Source organism: Erythrobacter tepidarius (assembly GCF_002155695.1).
Lineage (GTDB): Bacteria > Pseudomonadota > Alphaproteobacteria > Sphingomonadales > Sphingomonadaceae > Erythrobacter > Erythrobacter tepidarius.
Genome location: NZ_MUYJ01000002.1, coordinates 272,441 through 288,725 on the forward strand (window position 1 = coordinate 272,441; position 16,285 = coordinate 288,725).

The 16,285-nt window shown below is 66.0% G+C and carries 14 protein-coding genes; 5 read left to right on the forward strand and 9 right to left on the reverse strand.

Annotated features, from left to right (window positions below):
- Nucleotide 1 precedes the first annotated feature (1 nt).
- On the reverse strand, nt 2-1,051 hold the full coding sequence (locus BZF61_RS02875) for a phosphotransferase family protein (RefSeq protein ID WP_086617119.1): 1,050 nt from the start codon (nt 1,049-1,051) through the stop codon (nt 2-4).
- Nucleotides 1,052-1,143: 92 nt separating this feature from the next.
- On the opposite strand from BZF61_RS02875, the gene asd reads away from it, so the two are divergent.
- The 4 genes from asd (at nt 1,144) to BZF61_RS02895 (ending at nt 5,835) form a co-directional block, all read left to right on the forward strand.
- Nucleotides 1,144-1,989 carry an archaetidylserine decarboxylase gene (asd, locus tag BZF61_RS02880; protein WP_086617120.1) on the forward strand — a complete coding sequence of 282 codons (846 nt, stop codon included), beginning with the start codon at nt 1,144-1,146 and terminating at the stop codon, nt 1,987-1,989.
- 129 nt (nt 1,990-2,118) lie between these two features.
- Complete coding sequence (locus BZF61_RS02885) at nt 2,119-2,484, forward strand: hypothetical protein (protein ID WP_086617121.1); 366 nt, start codon at nt 2,119-2,121, stop codon at nt 2,482-2,484.
- A gap of 23 nt (nt 2,485-2,507) precedes the next feature.
- Nucleotides 2,508-3,419 (forward strand): M10 family metallopeptidase C-terminal domain-containing protein, encoded by a 912-nt coding sequence (locus BZF61_RS02890; protein WP_086617122.1) that lies wholly within the window; start codon nt 2,508-2,510, stop codon nt 3,417-3,419.
- Nucleotides 3,420-3,483: 64 nt separating this feature from the next.
- Nucleotides 3,484-5,835: a transketolase gene (locus BZF61_RS02895; protein ID WP_086617123.1), complete on the forward strand. Its 2,352-nt coding sequence runs from the start codon at nt 3,484-3,486 to the stop codon at nt 5,833-5,835.
- 215 nt (nt 5,836-6,050) lie between these two features.
- Here the strand turns inward: BZF61_RS02895 and BZF61_RS15515 are convergent, their stop codons facing one another.
- Both BZF61_RS15515 and BZF61_RS02900 read right to left on the reverse strand, forming a co-directional pair.
- Nucleotides 6,051-6,491, reverse strand: a complete 441-nt coding sequence (locus BZF61_RS15515) for a hypothetical protein (RefSeq protein ID WP_143736873.1) — start codon at nt 6,489-6,491, stop codon at nt 6,051-6,053.
- Between the two features lie 134 nt (nt 6,492-6,625).
- Nucleotides 6,626-7,771 carry a S1C family serine protease gene (locus BZF61_RS02900; RefSeq protein ID WP_086617124.1) on the reverse strand — a complete coding sequence of 382 codons (1,146 nt, stop codon included), beginning with the start codon at nt 7,769-7,771 and terminating at the stop codon, nt 6,626-6,628.
- 981 nt (nt 7,772-8,752) lie between these two features.
- Between BZF61_RS02900 and ruvB the strand changes: the two genes are divergently transcribed.
- The gene (gene ruvB, locus BZF61_RS02905) at nt 8,753-9,793 is read left to right on the forward strand and encodes a Holliday junction branch migration DNA helicase RuvB (RefSeq protein ID WP_086617125.1); all 1,041 of its coding nucleotides are present in this window, start codon (nt 8,753-8,755) and stop codon (nt 9,791-9,793) included.
- Nucleotides 9,794-10,334: 541 nt separating this feature from the next.
- Here ruvB and BZF61_RS02910 read toward each other — a convergent pair.
- The 6 genes from BZF61_RS02910 to BZF61_RS02935 all read right to left on the reverse strand — a co-directional run bounded on the left by BZF61_RS02910 (nt 10,335) and on the right by BZF61_RS02935 (nt 16,223).
- On the reverse strand, nt 10,335-11,180 hold the full coding sequence (locus BZF61_RS02910) for a hypothetical protein (RefSeq protein ID WP_211276706.1): 846 nt from the start codon (nt 11,178-11,180) through the stop codon (nt 10,335-10,337).
- 48 nt (nt 11,181-11,228) lie between these two features.
- Nucleotides 11,229-11,504 carry a hypothetical protein gene (locus BZF61_RS02915; protein WP_086617126.1) on the reverse strand — a complete coding sequence of 92 codons (276 nt, stop codon included), beginning with the start codon at nt 11,502-11,504 and terminating at the stop codon, nt 11,229-11,231.
- 85 nt (nt 11,505-11,589) lie between these two features.
- Nucleotides 11,590-11,997: a 2OG-Fe(II) oxygenase family protein gene (locus tag BZF61_RS02920; RefSeq protein WP_086617127.1), complete on the reverse strand. Its 408-nt coding sequence runs from the start codon at nt 11,995-11,997 to the stop codon at nt 11,590-11,592.
- Nucleotides 11,998-12,032: 35 nt separating this feature from the next.
- Nucleotides 12,033-12,518, reverse strand: coding sequence for a rhodanese-like domain-containing protein (locus tag BZF61_RS02925; RefSeq protein WP_086617128.1), 486 nt, complete (start codon nt 12,516-12,518; stop codon nt 12,033-12,035).
- A gap of 8 nt (nt 12,519-12,526) precedes the next feature.
- Nucleotides 12,527-15,199: an aconitate hydratase AcnA gene (gene acnA, locus BZF61_RS02930; protein ID WP_086617129.1), complete on the reverse strand. Its 2,673-nt coding sequence runs from the start codon at nt 15,197-15,199 to the stop codon at nt 12,527-12,529.
- A 118-nt stretch (nt 15,200-15,317) separates the two neighbouring features.
- Nucleotides 15,318-16,223, reverse strand: coding sequence for a DMT family transporter (locus tag BZF61_RS02935; protein ID WP_342742779.1), 906 nt, complete (start codon nt 16,221-16,223; stop codon nt 15,318-15,320).
- Nucleotides 16,224-16,285: the final 62 nt, after the last annotated feature.

Here is a 16,285-nt window from a genome sequence, read left to right on the forward strand (position 1 = left end):
ATCATCCCCTCGTCATCAGGTCAAGGCTGCCGTGCTCCAGGCAAAGCGCACAGGCGCCGCGCGCCATCGACAGGAAATTGGCATCGCCGCGGGGCGTGCGCACCACAAAGGCGGCGCTGAACACCGCGGTCGAGATCCCGTGCAGCGCGCCCACCACGTAGTCGCGCCAGATCGCCTCCACCGTGAGCGGCACGCCGCGTGCGGTCATTTCGGTGCAGTAGAGCTCGAGCAGCTCGCGCTCATGCGCGCGGCGCAAGGCATCGCCGATGCCGCAGCCGAGGAAATAGCCGATATCGGTGAGCCCGTTGCCGATGGTGAGCGTCTGCCAATCGAGCACCGCGACCGGCTCGGCCCCGCCCCGGATGTCGAACAGCACGTTGTCGAGCCGGAAATCGCCATGGACCAGACTGGTCTTTTCGTGGCGACGCTCGGTCGCGGCGGTGACCTCGGCCAACTCCTCGCATAGCGCCATGAATTCGGGTTCGAGTATGTCCTTGTAACGCTCGCGGAAGATCGCCTGGGCCTGCGGGTAGAGCGCCTTCACCCGCGCGGCGGCGGCAGGATCGGGCTGGAGCCAATCGCGCTCGAGAATATCGGGATTATGCCAGCTCGGCGCATGGAGCGCGGCGGCCTGCCGCACCACTTCGCGGGCATCGGCGATGGTGCAGCCCGCGATCTGGTTGCCCCCGCGCGCGGGGCCGAGATCCTCGAACAGCAGGCAGAAGCGCGCGCCATCGTCGGCGATCTCGGCGAACAAGGTGGCAGGCGTGCGGACCGGCAAGTGCGGGGCAAGGTCGCGGTAGAAGCGCACTTCCTTGGTGTAGAGCCCGAGCATCGCCGCCGTGCCGCGGCTGGTGGGATCGGCAGCGGCAAACTTGCCCGCCAGCGTGCGCGGCCCTTGGCCATCGGCAAAGTCGAGCGTGAAGCGCACGCTATCGCCCACCTGCCCGGTGCCGATCGGCTCCCATGTCCAGTGCTCCGGCGCGCGCCCGAGCACTTCGGCCCACCAGTCGTCGGTTATCTCGTCCGGATGCGCCGGAAATCGTGTCATGTTTACCTCTCTCAGGCGCGACGATAGGCAGCACAGGAGCCGCTCGCAATCGCGTTCTGGCGCGGCGATGGCGATGCGGCTAGAGGCCGCCCATGCCCTCTGCCTTAATCGCCTTCCAGCACCTCGCACCCCAGCACGCGCTCTCGCGGCTCGCCGGGCTGCTGGCGGAAAGCACCCGCCCGTGGCTGCGCGACGCGCTGATCCGCCGCTTCGTTGCCGCCTTTGACGTCGATCTTTCCGAAGCCGCGCGCGGGATCGGCGAATTCGTCAGCTTCAACGACTTCTTCACTCGCGAGCTGAAGCCCGGCGCAAGGCCGCTGGCAGATAGCGGCGCCTTCATCCTCAGCCCCGCCGACGGTGCGATCAGCCAGCTCGGCCCAATCACCGGAGGGCGCATCCTGCAGGCCAAGGGGCGCGACTATTCGGTCGCCGAAATCCTCGGCGGTAACGCGGATGCCGCGCGGTTCGAGGGCGGGCGGTTCATGACCATCTACCTCTCCCCGCGCGACTATCACCGCGTGCATATGCCGGCGGCGGGTCGCCTGCAAACCACCGCTTACCTTCCGGGCGACCTGTTCTCGGTCAATCGGGTGACAGCCGAAGGGGTCGAGCGCCTGTTTGCCCGCAACGAACGCCTCGTCTGCCAGTTCGACGGACCGGACGGACGTTTTGCCAGCATCATGGTGGGTGCGATGATCGTCGCCGGGATAGACACCGTGTGGCCCAACAGCTTCCGCACCCACGCCCGCGCCAGGGTGGACGAGGACTTCACTGCCGCCCCGCGCGCTTTCGCCGCGGGCGACGAGATGGGTCGGTTCTACCTAGGCTCAACGGTGGTGCTGCTGTTCGAGCCGGGGCGGGTGGAATGGCTGGAGAGCCTCGCGCCAGGCGACTCGCTGTGGATGGGGCAGGCGATCGGACAGCGGCTTACCAGCTGACCTTGCGCCGCACCACAGTGCTCGGCGCTCGGCCCGATGTTTATGTTATGAAACTGCTAAGGTCTTCTCCTATCGTCATCGCTGGGTGCCGCAGTTTCAGGATTCTCCGGTTCGGGTGAAGATAGGCCAGTGCGAATCCGCAGCCTTACGGCCCTGATTGCGGCCGCTCGCGTCCAATCCGCCTGCGCGACCAATTCCATCGCCAGCACCTGCAAGGCAACTGGTTCTCTCGCCACCCTGCCCGGCATGGACGCCGGCCGCATCTGCGACCGGTTTGAACGAAACCTGGCTGACGGTCTTGGCAGCGATCGCCTGCCTCAGGACTTGACGATCACGCTGACGCTCCATCCACGCGGTGCGATCGACGCCCAACTCACCCGCGCGGGCGTGACCTATCCCGTGATCTCGGTCGACGCGCTCGACCGCGTGCTGGGGCTGGGCCAGGCGGCAGCGACAACAACAATGCCAGCTATACGCAGGATGCGCTTTATCTGAACGATTCCTGGTCGACGAGGATCATGTCCTATTTCAACCAGACCGAGAACTCCTTCTTTGCCGCCCGCGGCTTTTCGCGGGTCTTCGCGATCTCACCGATCCAGGGCGATATTGTCGCGCTGCGGCAGGCCTATGGCGTGGCCAACACCACCCGCACCGGCGACACGGTCACTGGGGTGGGCAACAATTGCGCGCGCGAGATCTGCCGCACAAGCGATGCCGTACGCAACAGCAGCGGCAATTTGCTCGCCTTCACGATTATCGATCATGGCGGGAACGACACGCTCGATGGCGGTGCCAATGTTGACACCGCGATCGTGCGCGGGCTGCGCTCGGCCTATTCGGTGACCCAGACCGCGACCGGGGCGTTTCGCGTGGTTGGGCCAGACGGAACCGACACCCTGACCGCGGTCGAGTTCCTCCAGTTCGACGATCAGGTGCTGCGTCTGCGCCCCGGCACCGGGGGCAGCGTCAACTTCAACACCGCCAACCCGGCCGTCTACCAGACCGCGATGAACGCGATCCGCGACTTCGACGGGAACGCACTGGGTGGCGACGGCGCGTGGCTGCGAATCGGCCAGGCGGATGGCAACGGCGATGGCGACATCGCCCAGATCCTCGTCAACCGCGCCATCGGCCGCTTCGCCAACTACCAGTCCCAGCAGGAGGTGATCGACTACCTCACCGCCAACGGCTTCGCGCCGGAGACCCGGGCCGACTGGTTCAGCGCCCCGAGCGAAGGCGAGGCGGGCCTTATGCAGGCCAGTCTGGTTGAGGAACGCGTCGACCTTGCCGAAGCGAGCGGGCGCGAGCGCAGCGGCCTGGCACTGCTCCCCGGCCTCGATACCGCCATGCCGGAAAGTATCTCCTCCGCCACCTTCGCCTCCCTCGCCCCCGCACCAGAAGATCACATGCGCCCCGAGTTCTATGGTTAGGCGGCTATCCCAAAGGCCCTCCCAGCCACTTGCCCTTGCCCGACCCACCACCTAATCGGGATGCGTGACAACCTCCAGCGCCCTATCGTCCCTCAACCCGGCCCGTGAAGAAAAGGTCGCGCTGCTGACGCAGATCGAGCAGCGTTTGCGCTGGCTGAGTTCGTGGACGGTGCACAATGCCAATAACCTGCGCGAGAAGCGCGACGGGCTGAAGGTTGGCGGACATCAGGCATCCTGCGCCTCGATGACCGCGATCATGACCGCGCTCTATTTTCATGCGCTCAGGCCCAAGGACAAGGTGGCGGTCAAGCCACACGCCGGGCCGGTGCTGCACGCGATCCACTATCTGCTGGACCAACAGACCCGCGATAAGCTCGAGGCCTTCCGTGGCCTCGGCGGGGTGCAGTCCTATCCCAGCCGCACCAAGGACACGATTCCGGTCGACTTCTCGACCGGCTCGGTCGGACTGGGGGTGGCGGTAACGGCGTTCAGCAGCCTCGTGCAGGATTACCTCGTCGCCCACGCCCATCTGGCGGAAAAGGACACGGGCCGGATGATCGCGCTGATGGGCGATGCCGAACTGGACGAGGGCAATATCTACGAATGCCTGATCGAGGGCTACAAGCACAATCTTCGCAACTGCTGGTGGATCGTCGATTATAACCGCCAGAGTCTCGATGCGACCACCGCCGACCGGATGTTCCGCCGCTTCGACGACATCTTCGAAACCTGCGGTTGGCGGGTGGTGACGCTGAAGCACGGACGCCTTCAGCGCGAAGCGTTCAAGCGCCCGGGCGGCCAGGCGCTCGCAGACTGGATCGAGAACTGCCCCAATGCCGACTTCGCGGTGCTCACCTATCTCGGCGGCGCAGCGTGGCGTGAGCGGCTGACCAAGGATCTGGGGCATGTGGCGGGCATCGCCGATTTGCTTGCCGATCATGATGACTCGGCCCTCGCCCGGCTGATGACGAACCTTGGCGGGCATTGCATCGAAACCCTGCTCGATGCCTTCGACAGCGTCACCGATGATCGCCCGACGCTGTTCATTGCCTATACCGTCAAGGGCTACGGCCTGCCGCTCGCCGGGCACAAGGACAACCACTCGGGCATGATGAACACCGCCCAGATCGAAGGCCTGCGCGCCGAACTCGGGATCGAACCCGGGCAGGAATGGGACAAGTGGGCGGGCCTCGGCGATAATCTTGCGGCGCGGCTGGAGGCACTGGTCAAGGACAGTCCGATTGCACGCAAGGCGCCAGAGCACCGCGCCCCGGCCGTGCCTGTTCCTGCGCGCCTGCCGGTGCCCGAAGGGGCGGTGCAATCGACGCAAGCCGCCTTTGGCAAGGTGCTCTACGATCTCGCCAAGTCCGACGCACCGCTGGCGGACCGGATCGTCACGACCGCGCCGGACGTGACCCAGACGACCAACCTCGGCGCCTTCGTCAACCAGCGCGGGCTGTTCCGGCGGCAGGAACTCGCGGATGTGTTCCAAAAGGCGCACATCCCCTCGGCCCAGAAATGGGCCGCGACCACCGCCGGGCAACATATCGAACTCGGCATTGCCGAGAACAACTTCTTCCTGATGATGACCGCGCTGGGCCTTGCCGCGCCGCATTTCGGCACACGGCTGCTGCCGGTGGGGACCGTCTATGATCCCTTCATCGCCCGCGGCCTCGATGCCCTCAATTACGGTTGCTATCAGGACGCACGTTTCCTGCTGGTGGGCACGCCTTCGGGCATCACGCTGGCGGGAGAAGGCGGGGCGCACCAGTCGATCAACACCCCGCTGATCGGGATGGGCCAGCCGGGTCTCGAAAGCTTTGAACCGGCCTTTGCCGACGAGCTCGCCCTGCTGATGGGCTGGGCGTTCCGGCATATGCAGGCCGATGGCGGCAGTTCCGTCTATCTGCGGCTCACGACCCGCCAGATCGAGCAGCAATCGCGCCCGGACGACAGCTGGGAAGCGGGCACCATCGCCGGGGCCTACTGGCTACGCGAACCCGCACCGAGCGCGAAGGCCGCGATTGCCTATAGTGGCGCGGTCGCGCCCGAGGCGCTAGCTGCGTGGGAACAACTCACCGACGACATCCCCGGCCTTGGCCTGCTCGCCGTGACCTCGCCCGACCGGCTGCACCGCGACTGGTCGGCCGCACGCGCCGCGCGTTGGCATGGTGGCACGCGCCAGCCGAGCCATATCGAAACCCTGCTTGAAAGCCTCGCCCCCGATGCCGGCCTTGTCACCGTGCTCGACGGTTCGCCCGCCGCCCTGTCATGGCTCGGCGGGGTGAAGGGCCACCGCGTCAGCCCGCTCGGCACCGACCGCTTCGGCCAGACCGGCGACCTCATCGACCTCTACCACACCTACCGCCTCGATCAGGAAGCCATCGTCGAAGCCATGGCGGAGCTGTTCCTGTGATCGGCGAGGGTTTCACGCGGTTTGAAACTTGCGGGCAATACCGGCAATGGCTTGGCTGCGAGACCAGCCTTCGGCCATGGTGATGGCCATTGCCTCAAAAAATCGCGGCAGCCCCGTTCGAGGCATGCCCACGATACCATTTGCCGGTTGCCGGTTGCCGGTTGAAGCCGCGCAGGCCTGCTGAAGGTGCAGACCTGCGCGCAGTCGCAGACCGCCTAGTAGATGCCGGAGTTCTTCTTCTTGATCCCCTTGCCTTGCTGCGTCTCAGGTACAGGCGTGGCGGAGCCGGGCGCTGGGCCATCGGTCCGATTCCGCGAAGGCTGGCCGGCTGCGCCCGAACCGGCCCCACGTGATACGGCATTTACCCCCGGCTCGTTGACCCCGATCGGTTGCGGTTCCGCCACCGGTGGGACGCTCTTGGTCTTGATGACCAGCCGGTTACCGGCGGGCGCGGAACTGCTCTGATTTTTGGGCGCGTCGGTCGGGCCCGGATTGGGAGCCGCTTGCGCTGCCCGCGCCACGCCGCCATCCCCGACGACATAGCCACGGTTGCCGGATTTGCCCGGTTCGGCTGCGTGAGCCGCGATTGCCCATGCACCCAGGCTGGCACTGGCCAGAGCAAGAGCAGAGCAAGACCTGACAAAGTTCCTGATCATGAACGTTCAGCCTCCCCAACAATGAAACTCCGTTTGCAGGTCTATTCCACCAAGCTTGCAGCATCCTGAATGGATGCGCATGGTGCTGGTTTCCGGCGGCGAAACGATAGATAATATTGGGGAAATTGGCCCGATCAGGTGCCCGGTTGCAGAACCATGCGCACCTGCCGGGTCTCCTTGCCCCGGCGACATTCGATTGTCACCGTGCTGCCGACCGGGAAGTCGTCAAGGCGCGCGAGAAGTGCGGGCAGATCCTCCACCTTGCGTCCTTCGACTTGCGTAATGACATCGCCGGGGACGAGCCCTTCTGGGCCGATCCGCCAGGCTTGCAGGCCGGCCTTGGCCGCGCTCGAGCCGGGCTCCACCTGCAGCACGAATACGCCCGAAAGGCCCGTTTGTGCGGCAAGCTGGCGGTTGATGCTCTCATCAGCACCGATCCCGATCACCGGCCGGATATAGCGGCCGGTGCGGATCAGTTCGGGAACCACCCGTGCCACGGTATCGACCGGCACGGCAAAGCCGATCCCGGCCGATGCACCCGATGGACTGAAAATGGCGGTGTTGATGCCGATCAGGCGGCCCGCCGAGTCGAGCAATGGCCCCCCGGAATTGCCGGGATTGATCGCCGCGTCGGTCTGGATCAGGTGATCGATGGTGGTCTGGCCATCCTCGCCCGGCAGCGAACGATCGAGCGCGGAAACGATCCCGGAGGTCAGCGTCCAGTCAAGCCCGAAGGGGTTGCCGATGGCGAATACCTTCTGTCCGATCTTGAGATCGCCGCTGGTGCCCACCGGCACCGGCGGCGGGCGGCGGAACTCCACCCCGATGCGCAGCACGGCAATGTCATGGGCCGGTGAGGCCCCCACCAGCGCGGCACGATAATCACGCCCATCGGCCAGCCTGACCGTGGCCTGCGAAGCTCCGGCAATCACATGATAATTGGTGACGACATGCCCGGCATTATCCCAGATGAAGCCCGATCCCGTGCCACGCGGAACGGCAAAGACATTGCGCGTCCACGCGTCTTCGACCAGCTGGGTGGTGGAAATGAATACCACGCTGTCCCGCGATTTCTCGAACAGCGCGATCGTCGCTTTCTCGTCTGCCGCCAGATCGCCGCGCGGGGTAACCGTGCGCGGTGTCGCGGTTTGCGGATCCAGCCAGGCCTGCAAGGCGGGCAGCGTCTGCCAAAGCACAATCAGGACGGCGGCGATGAAGCCGGTGGCGAAAAGGCGGCGCAGGAAACGGTCCGGTTCGTGAGAATATGAGGAAGGCTTCATGGGGCAAAGGGTTCCGCAAGGTGAGCCTGTGCAAGCAGATCGAGACGGCATAACAGCAGGTCTGACCCGCTGCCAGCCTTGGCATGAGGCGCGCATGGCCGGGCCTGATCATGCCCCTTCGCAGCGGCAACCGACGCTAGCCCGGCTCAGTCACCCATGGCAAGGCGCGCAGCCGAGTGGGCACGGCTGCACGAAACGGGTTCACGCGAAGTCTGTTCGCTCGGGTGCGGCGGATCGCGGCTCGGTCGGCGCAGCCAGCTTGCCTTGATTCCGGTTCTTTCTCACCCCGAGGTGGTCTCGCCTCTTTGGACGGGTTTGGGGCCGATTTATCCTAATGCTGATTGTCATTATCAACCCAGCCGGGTTTGCTGGAGGCTCCAACTCCAGGGAATGTGGAGCCTCTATGAGCAAGACGAAGAACAAGTATGCGCCCGAGGTGCGGGAAGGCGCGGTACGGACGGTGCCGGATAGGGGTGGCTGGGCCAACATCCCGCCCAAGCGCAATCGCCGCGAGCTGGTCTGCTTATCGCCATGGCTCCGCCGCCACGCAAGCCGCCGCACACATTGTGGAGGTGAGCAAGAAGGAAGCGGAAGAATTGGTATCGGGGCTAATCCAAGGCCTGCGTCGCGGCGTGCGCGATGAAATTGTCGCAACGCATCGCCTTTGCCATGGCGAGACTTCATCTTTCGCCCGCAGCGTCGGTTGCTCCCGCAGCGCCGGGTGATCGTGCAGAGATGGACGGGCACGGTGCTGCCAAACTTGGTGCAGCAGCGGCTGATGCCTATGCGGCGAGGCCTCTCAGCGCGGGCTTGACCGGCTTGCGCTCTCTGCGCTTGCCACGCCCCGCGCGGCCCGCGATTGGTGCCGCATCCGATGTTGGGCCTATCGCATGCTCCGCTTCCTCTTTACGATGGGTCATGACCTTGTGATCGCTCTGCCGGTTCTCCATCATGCGCAAGACGCGCCGGGCATATTGAAACATGACTGATACCGCCCCCCTACACTCCCCCGCCCGCCAACCCGGCGACCCGGACGCCGCGCTGCGCCCGCGCCGCCTCGCTGAATTCGTCGGGCAGGAAGCGGCCAAGGGGAACCTCGCCGTTTTCATCGCCGCCGCGCGGGCGCGGGGGGAGGCGATGGATCATACCTTGTTCTTCGGCCCGCCGGGCCTCGGCAAGACCACGCTGGCGCAGATCATCGCAGGCGAACTGGGGGTGGGCTTTCGCGCCACCAGCGGGCCCGTCATCGCCAAGGCAGGGGATCTCGCCGCGCTGCTCACCAATCTCGAACCGCATGACGTGCTGTTCATTGACGAGATCCACCGCCTCTCGCCGGTGGTGGAGGAAGTGCTCTACCCGGCGATGGAGGACCGTGCGCTCGACCTCATCATCGGCGAGGGGCCCTCGGCGCGTTCCGTGCGCATCGACTTGCCCCCCTTCACGCTGATCGGTGCGACCACCCGGCAGGGCCTGCTGACGACCCCCTTGCGCGACCGCTTTGGCATCCCGGTGAGACTCAATTTCTACACCCACGAGGAGCTTGAGCGTGTGGTCACCCGCGCGGCGGGACTGATGGGCCTCGCGATTGCGCCAGACGGTGCGCACGAAATCGCCCGCCGCTCGCGCGGGACGCCGCGCGTGGCCGGCCGCCTTCTGCGGCGGGTGCGCGACTTTGCCGATGTCGCGGGCCACGGCACCGTTACGCGTCAGGTGGCAGACGAGGCGCTCACCCGGCTCGAAATCGATCGCCTCGGGCTCGACACCATGGACCGCCGCTATCTCACCATGATCGCCACCACCTACAAGGGTGGCCCCGTCGGGATCGAGACCCTTGCGGCGGGCCTCGCCGAGCCGCGCGACACGATCGAGGAGGTGGTCGAGCCTTACCTCATCCAGCTCGGCCTGGTCGCGCGCACCGCGCGTGGGCGCGTGCTCAACGATGCCGGCTGGGCGCATCTGGAGCTTTCCCCGCCGGCCGATTCTCTCCCCCGCCAGAACGGCCTCTTCGACGAAGAAGGTTAACGCGCGGGCTAACCCAGCCCCGGTTTTCGGTATCAGATCGGGACAGTCCTGTTGAAATCCCGCGATTCCGAGGCGATTCCGCCATTTCGGCGCGTCTGACGAGGGTTAACCCGATTGCCCCTGCGCTGCTAATCGCATCAATAGAACGCTGGTTCAGGTGACGCAGGTGCGCAAGCCCCTCGGTTGCCGCAGAAACAGGGTTATCGATCATGTCGCTCAAGATGGCCATCGCGAAGCTTTCCGCTGCCGCTGCGGGGGTGGCATTGTTGCAGGGCGGTGCGGTGCGCGTGGCCGAACCGATGAACACCGATGCCCCGGATTTCAGCACCAATATCGACGGCAAGCTGATCGCTGTCGATCCGGAAACCGGGCTGCGCTACATCAAGGGTGCCGAGCGCATCATTCCCGAACAGCGTCGCCGCCGCATCGTTGAGCGCACCATCGAATGCCAGCCGATCGTTCCGGGCGGCCCGCCGAAGCCGGCAGGGGCCGTGCAGGCCTATGTCGATGAGGAGATGTGCCCGCCGCTGGCGCAGGTCGCCTACATGCCCGCGCCGCTCCCCCCGCTTCCGCCGGTTTCGGGCGGTGGCGGCATGGGCGGTGGCTGGGGCGGTGGCTGGGGCGGTGGCGGCGGCTTCGGCGGCGGCCTGGGCTTCGGAGGCGGCTTCTTCGGCGGCTTCTTCGGTGGCGGCGGTTCGTCCTCGGGCGATGTCTCGGTGGTGAGCACCACCACGACCACCAGCGGCGGAACCAGCGGCACGACCTCGGGCGATCCGGGCCCGCCGACCAGCTCGGGCGCGACCAGCAGCAGCACCACCAGCGGCACCAGCGGCATCGTGATCATTATCGACAATTCAACCACGACGACCTCGTCCTCGGGCCAGATCAGCTCGTCGACCGGCCAGGTGTCGAGCTCGACCTCGACCTCCTCGGGCAACGTGTCGAGCAGCACCGGGCAGGTCTCGTCCTCGACCGGCGCGGTGTCGAGCACCAGCACTTCGGGCAATGTCTCGTCCTCGACGGGCGCAGTGTCGAGCACCAGCACTTCGGGCAATGTCTCGTCCTCGACGGGCGCAGTGTCGAGCACCAGCACCTCGGGCAACGTCTCCTCGTCCACCGGCGCGGTTTCGAGCAGCACCGGCAGCGTCTCGAGTTCGACCGGGGCGGTGTCCAGCTCGACCGGGGCAGTGTCTAGCTCCTCGGGCAACGTGTCTAGCTCCTCGGGCAACGTCTCCAGCAGCTCGGGCAATGTGTCGAGCTCGTCCGGCAACGTCAGTTCGTCGAGCGGCAACGTGTCGAGTTCCTCGTCATCGTCCTCTTCCAGCTCGTCATCGTCCTCGTCTTCCTCGTCGTCTTCGTCGAGCTCCTCGGGCGGCGCGACCAGCACCGGGTCGAGCGGCCATCCCGGCAGCTCGTCCTATGGCGGCAGCTCGTCTTATGGCGGCAGCACATCGGGTGACATGACGAGCAGCACCAGCAGCTCGTCTTCCTCCTCGAGCTCGTCCTCGTCGTCGAGTTCCTCCTCGACCGGGACTTCGACCGGGTCGTCGGGCAGCAGCAGCTCGTCCTCATCGAGCTCGAGCAGCAGCAGCTCCTCGTCGTCCTCGTCATCGTCCTCGTCGTCGGGCTCCTCCGGCGGGCACGATGTCCCGGCCCCGCCGATGATGGCGCTGTTTGGCCTCGCGGCGGCAGCGATCCTCGCGCGGCGCAAGAAGCCGCCGGCTCAGGCCGACTGAGCGCGGCTCAGAACAGGAACCGGCAGGGCTCCTGCCGGAACCACTTGGTAATGACATGCTTCACCCCCGCCGGATAGGCAGTCCGGCGTGGCATGTCAGCGTGTTGGGGTGGCCGTCCGGGGTCATGTTGTTCCACACCAGCATCGCGCCGGTCGGCAGGCCGAAGCGCAGGCCGAGCTTGCAGAAATCCGTCTCGCCGCCCTCGGCGGGCTGGTTGAGGCACACCATCGCGGTCCATGTCCGCTGCCCGCCGCGCGGGCCTTCCCGCTGCCAGAGACGGGTGCCCGGCTGCATGTAGTCGAAGTGGTGCTTGAGGAAGCCTTTGACGAGGAGGATCTCGGCCCCTTGCGAACACACCTGCTCGACGGCGGGATGGGCGATCAAGCGGCGGCGCACGACCTCGCCGAACCCCGCGAGCTTGCGCGGATCGGCGTTGGGATCGAAGCTGGCAACAGCCTGGTCGGTCATGCCGCCCGCCTTGACAGACGGCGGCTAACAGCCGGTCAGTGCTTCTCGACCGGCTGGCCGGCGGCTTCCCAAGCGGTGATGCCGCCGGCGAGGTGCTGGACGGGCTGGCCGGTTACTTCAGCCAGCATCGCGCCCGCGATCGCCGAGCGGCGGCCCGAGCGGCAATAGAGCACGATCTCGCGCCCGTCCGAAAGATCGAGGCTGGCAGGTTCGAAATGGTCGAGCGGGATGTGTTCGGCGCCCGGGATCACGCCTTCGGCCACCTCGTCATCGGTGCGCACGTCGATTACGCGGACCTTGCCCGCCTTGATCCGCTCGGCCAATTGTTCGGGCGTGAGGTCGATCATCGGCGCGGCGACGGTAACGGTCGCCGCCGTCTCACCGGTTGCCGCCGCCGCCAGCTCGAACCCGAGCGGGAGCGAGGATGAATCCCGGCCCCCGCCCTGCTCCTGCGTGTCCCCGCCACAGCCGACCAGCAGCAGCGCCGGAGACAGCAGCAGAGGCAAGCGCGCGGTCAGCATCGCTCTCCTTATGCCGCAAGCTTGCGCAGAACGTAATGCAGAATCCCGCCGTGGCGGTAATATTCCATCTCGTTCGCGGTATCGATCCGGCACAGCGCGGTGAAGCTGAACCGGGTGCCGTCCTCTCGGGTGACTTCCACGGTGACATCCTGGCCCGGAACCAGATCGGCAAGGCCGCGGATCGAGAAGGTGTCGGTTCCCGACAGGCCAAGGGTCTGGCGGGTGTCGCCGTCCTTGAACTGGAGCGGCAGCACGCCCATCCCGACGAGGTTCGAGCGGTGGATGCGCTCGAAGCTTTCAACGATCACCGCCCGCACGCCGAGCAGAATCGTGCCCTTGGCCGCCCAGTCGCGCGACGAGCCGGTGCCGTATTCCTTGCCGCCGATGACGACCAGCGGCGTGCCGTTTTCCTTGTGCTTCATCGCCACGTCGTAGATCGGCATGACTTCACCGTTGAAGGTGGAGAACCCGCCTTCGACGCCCGGCACCATCTCGTTCTTGATGCGGATGTTGGCGAAGGTGCCGCGCATCATCACTTCGTGGTGCCCGCGCCGCGAGCCATAGGAATTGAAGTCCTTCTTGGCGACCTGATTGGCCATCAGGAACTTGCCCGCCGGGCTGTCTTCCTTGATCGAGCCGGCCGGCGAAATGTGGTCGGTGGTGACCGAATCGCCGAGGATCGCCAGCGGCTTGGCATCGACGATGTCGGTGACCGGCGCCGGGGTCATGGTCATGCCCTCGAAATAGGGCGGGTTGGCGACGTAGGTGCTGCCCGCGCGCCACTGGTAGGTGTCGGAGGGTTCCACCGTGATCGCTTGCCAGTGCTCGTCGCCGTCATAGACATTGGCGTAGCGCGCTTCGAACATCGAACGGTCGATATTGGCAGCGCGGTGCTGCGCGATTTCCGCGTTCGAGGGCCACAGGTCGGCGAGCATCACGTCATTGCCGTTCTGGTCCTGCCCGATCGGGGTGGTGGTGATGTCCTCGGTGACGGTGCCCTTGAGCGCATAGGCCACCACCAGCGGCGGCGAGGCGAGGAAGTTGGCGCGCACGTCGGGCGAGACGCGGCCTTCGAAGTTGCGGTTGCCCGAAAGCACCGAGGCCGCGACGATGTCGTTGCCGTTAATCGCCGCGCTGATCGGCGCGGCGAGCGGGCCGGAATTGCCGATGCAGGTGGTGCAGCCATAGCCGACCAGGTCGAAGCCGACCGCGTCGAGGTGCTGCTGGAGACCCGACTTCACGAGGTAATCGGTCACCACCTGCGAACCGGGGGCGAGCGAAGTCTTGACCCACGGCTTGGGCTTGAGGCCGCGCTCGTTGGCCTTCTTGGCGACGAGGCCAGCGGCGATCAGCACGTCGGGGTTCGAGGTGTTGGTGCAGCTGGTGATCGCGGCGATCACCACGTCACCATCGCCGATGTCGTGATCCTTGCCTTCCACCGACACACGCACGGGGGCACTCTTGCCATAGACCTTGCTGAGATCGGCGTTGAACAGGTCGTCGACCTCGGGCAAGATCACCTTGTCCTGTGGGCGCTTGGGGCCAGCGAGGCTGGGAACCACCGCGGCCATGTCGAGCTGCAAGGTCTTGGTGAACACCGGCACGTTGGCCGGATCGAACCACATGCCCTGCGCCTTGGCATAGGCTTCGACGAGGGCGATGGTTTCCTCGCTGCGACCGGTGAGGCGCAGGTATTCGATGGTCTTGTCGTCAATGCCGAAGAAGCCGCAGGTCGCGCCGTATTCGGGGGCCATGTTGGCGATGGTGGCGCGGTCGGCAAGGGTGAGGTTGGCAACGCCGGGGCCGTAAAACTCGACGAAGCGGCCCACCACGCCGACTTCGCGCAGCATCTGCACGCAGGTCAGCACCAGGTCGGTCGCGGTCACGCCTTCGGCCATGCGGCCTTCGAGGTAGAAGCCGACGACTTCAGGAATCAGCATCGACACGGGCTGGCCGAGCATCGCCGCCTCCGCCTCGATCCCGCCCACGCCCCAGCCCAGAACGCCCAGACCATTGATCATGGTGGTGTGGCTGTCGGTGCCGACGCAGGTGTCGGGATAGGCGACCATCATGCCGTCCGGCCCTTCGCTCGACCACACCGCGCGGGCGAGGTATTCGAGGTTCACCTGGTGGCAGATGCCGGTGCCCGGGGGCACGGCCGTGAAGTTCTTGAAGCTCTTGGAGCCCCACTTGAGGAAGTCGTAACGCTCGGCATTGCGCTCGTATTCGAGTGCCATGTTGGCTTCCATCGCCTTGGGATGGCCGAATTCGTCGACCATCACCGAATGGTCGATCACGAGGTTGACCGGCACCAGCGGGTTGATCTTGGCGGTATCACCGCCCAGCTTCTTGATCGCATCGCGCATAGCCGCAAGGTCAACGACACAGGGCACGCCGGTGAAGTCCTGCAGCAGCACGCGCGCCGGGCGATACTGGATTTCCTCACCGGTGACGGGATTGTTTTGCCAGTCGACGATCGCCTGGATGTGCTCGCGGCCCACGGTAAAGCCGCCGTCCTCGAAGCGCAGCAGGTTTTCCAGCAGCACCTTCATCGAGATTGGCAGGCGCGAAATGTCCCCCAGCTGCTCGGCGGCCTTGGCGAGTGAATAATAGGCATATTCCTTGCCCCCCACTACGAGGGTCTGGCGGGTGCCAAGCGAATCCTTGCCGATGTCGGTCATGGGAAGGTTCCATCCTTTCTGATTTCCCGCACCCCGATCCGTTCATGGCGCGGATTTCGCCCGCGCTCCTGCGCTGCCGCGCGCGCAAGGTCAAGGGGGGTCCCCTTGGCCAATCGTCCTAGGCGGGGGCCGTTTCGCGCCCCGAATCACCCCGCGCGGCCAGCCAGCAGCCGGTGACGATCAGCGCGGTGCCCGCCAGCGTCGGCAGGGTGACGTTTTCGCGGAAGAACAACCACCCGAACAGCGCCGCCCAGACAAAGCCGGAATATTCGGTCGGCACCAGCACATTCGCCTCGGCACGGGCATAGGCCCAGGCGATCATGAGCGAGCCCGCCACCGTCAACGCGCCCGCCACCAGCAAGGGCACCAGCGCATCGCTGCTCGGCGGCTCCCACAGCAGCGGCGCGAGGGTCAGCAACACCAGTCCGCCGATTCCGCTGTGAAAGGTCGCGATCTCAAGCGGCCCGGCGACCTGCGCCTGCCTGCGGATGACAATGAAGTTGTAAGCATAGAGCAGTGCCGAAACCAGCAGCGCGGCGACGCCCAGCGCCGCCCTGTCGTCGAAGGCGCCCTGCCCGATCCGCCCGCCGACGATCACCAGCGTGCCGGCAAAGCCGAGCAGGCTCGCGGCAATCGCCGCGCGGCTGATGGTCTCGCCCAGCAGCACGCCGGCGAGATAGAGCGCTATCAGCGGAGCGATGAAGCTCAGCGCGATGGCCTCGGCGAGGGGCAGCAAGGTGATGGAGAAGAAGAAGCTCAGCGCCATGAAGGCCGAGACGATACCGCGCTCGACATGCAGCTTCCACACGGGGCGCGTTGGCATGGCGGGGCGGCGCGACAGCCAGACAGGCGCGATCAGCGCGGCGCCGATGAAGGCGCGCAGCACCGTGGCCGTATAGGCCCCGATCAGCAGCGCGGCCTGCTTCATGAAGGCATCCATCAAAGACAGGAACCCCACGCCGCACAGAGCGGCCGCGAACGGCAGGAGCGAATGGCAGCGCGCGAACCTCATCCCTGCGCGCATAAAGCAACGCGCCGAAAAGTGGGAACCGGTTTTCGGCTCGCGGGCGATGCGTGCGGATGCCG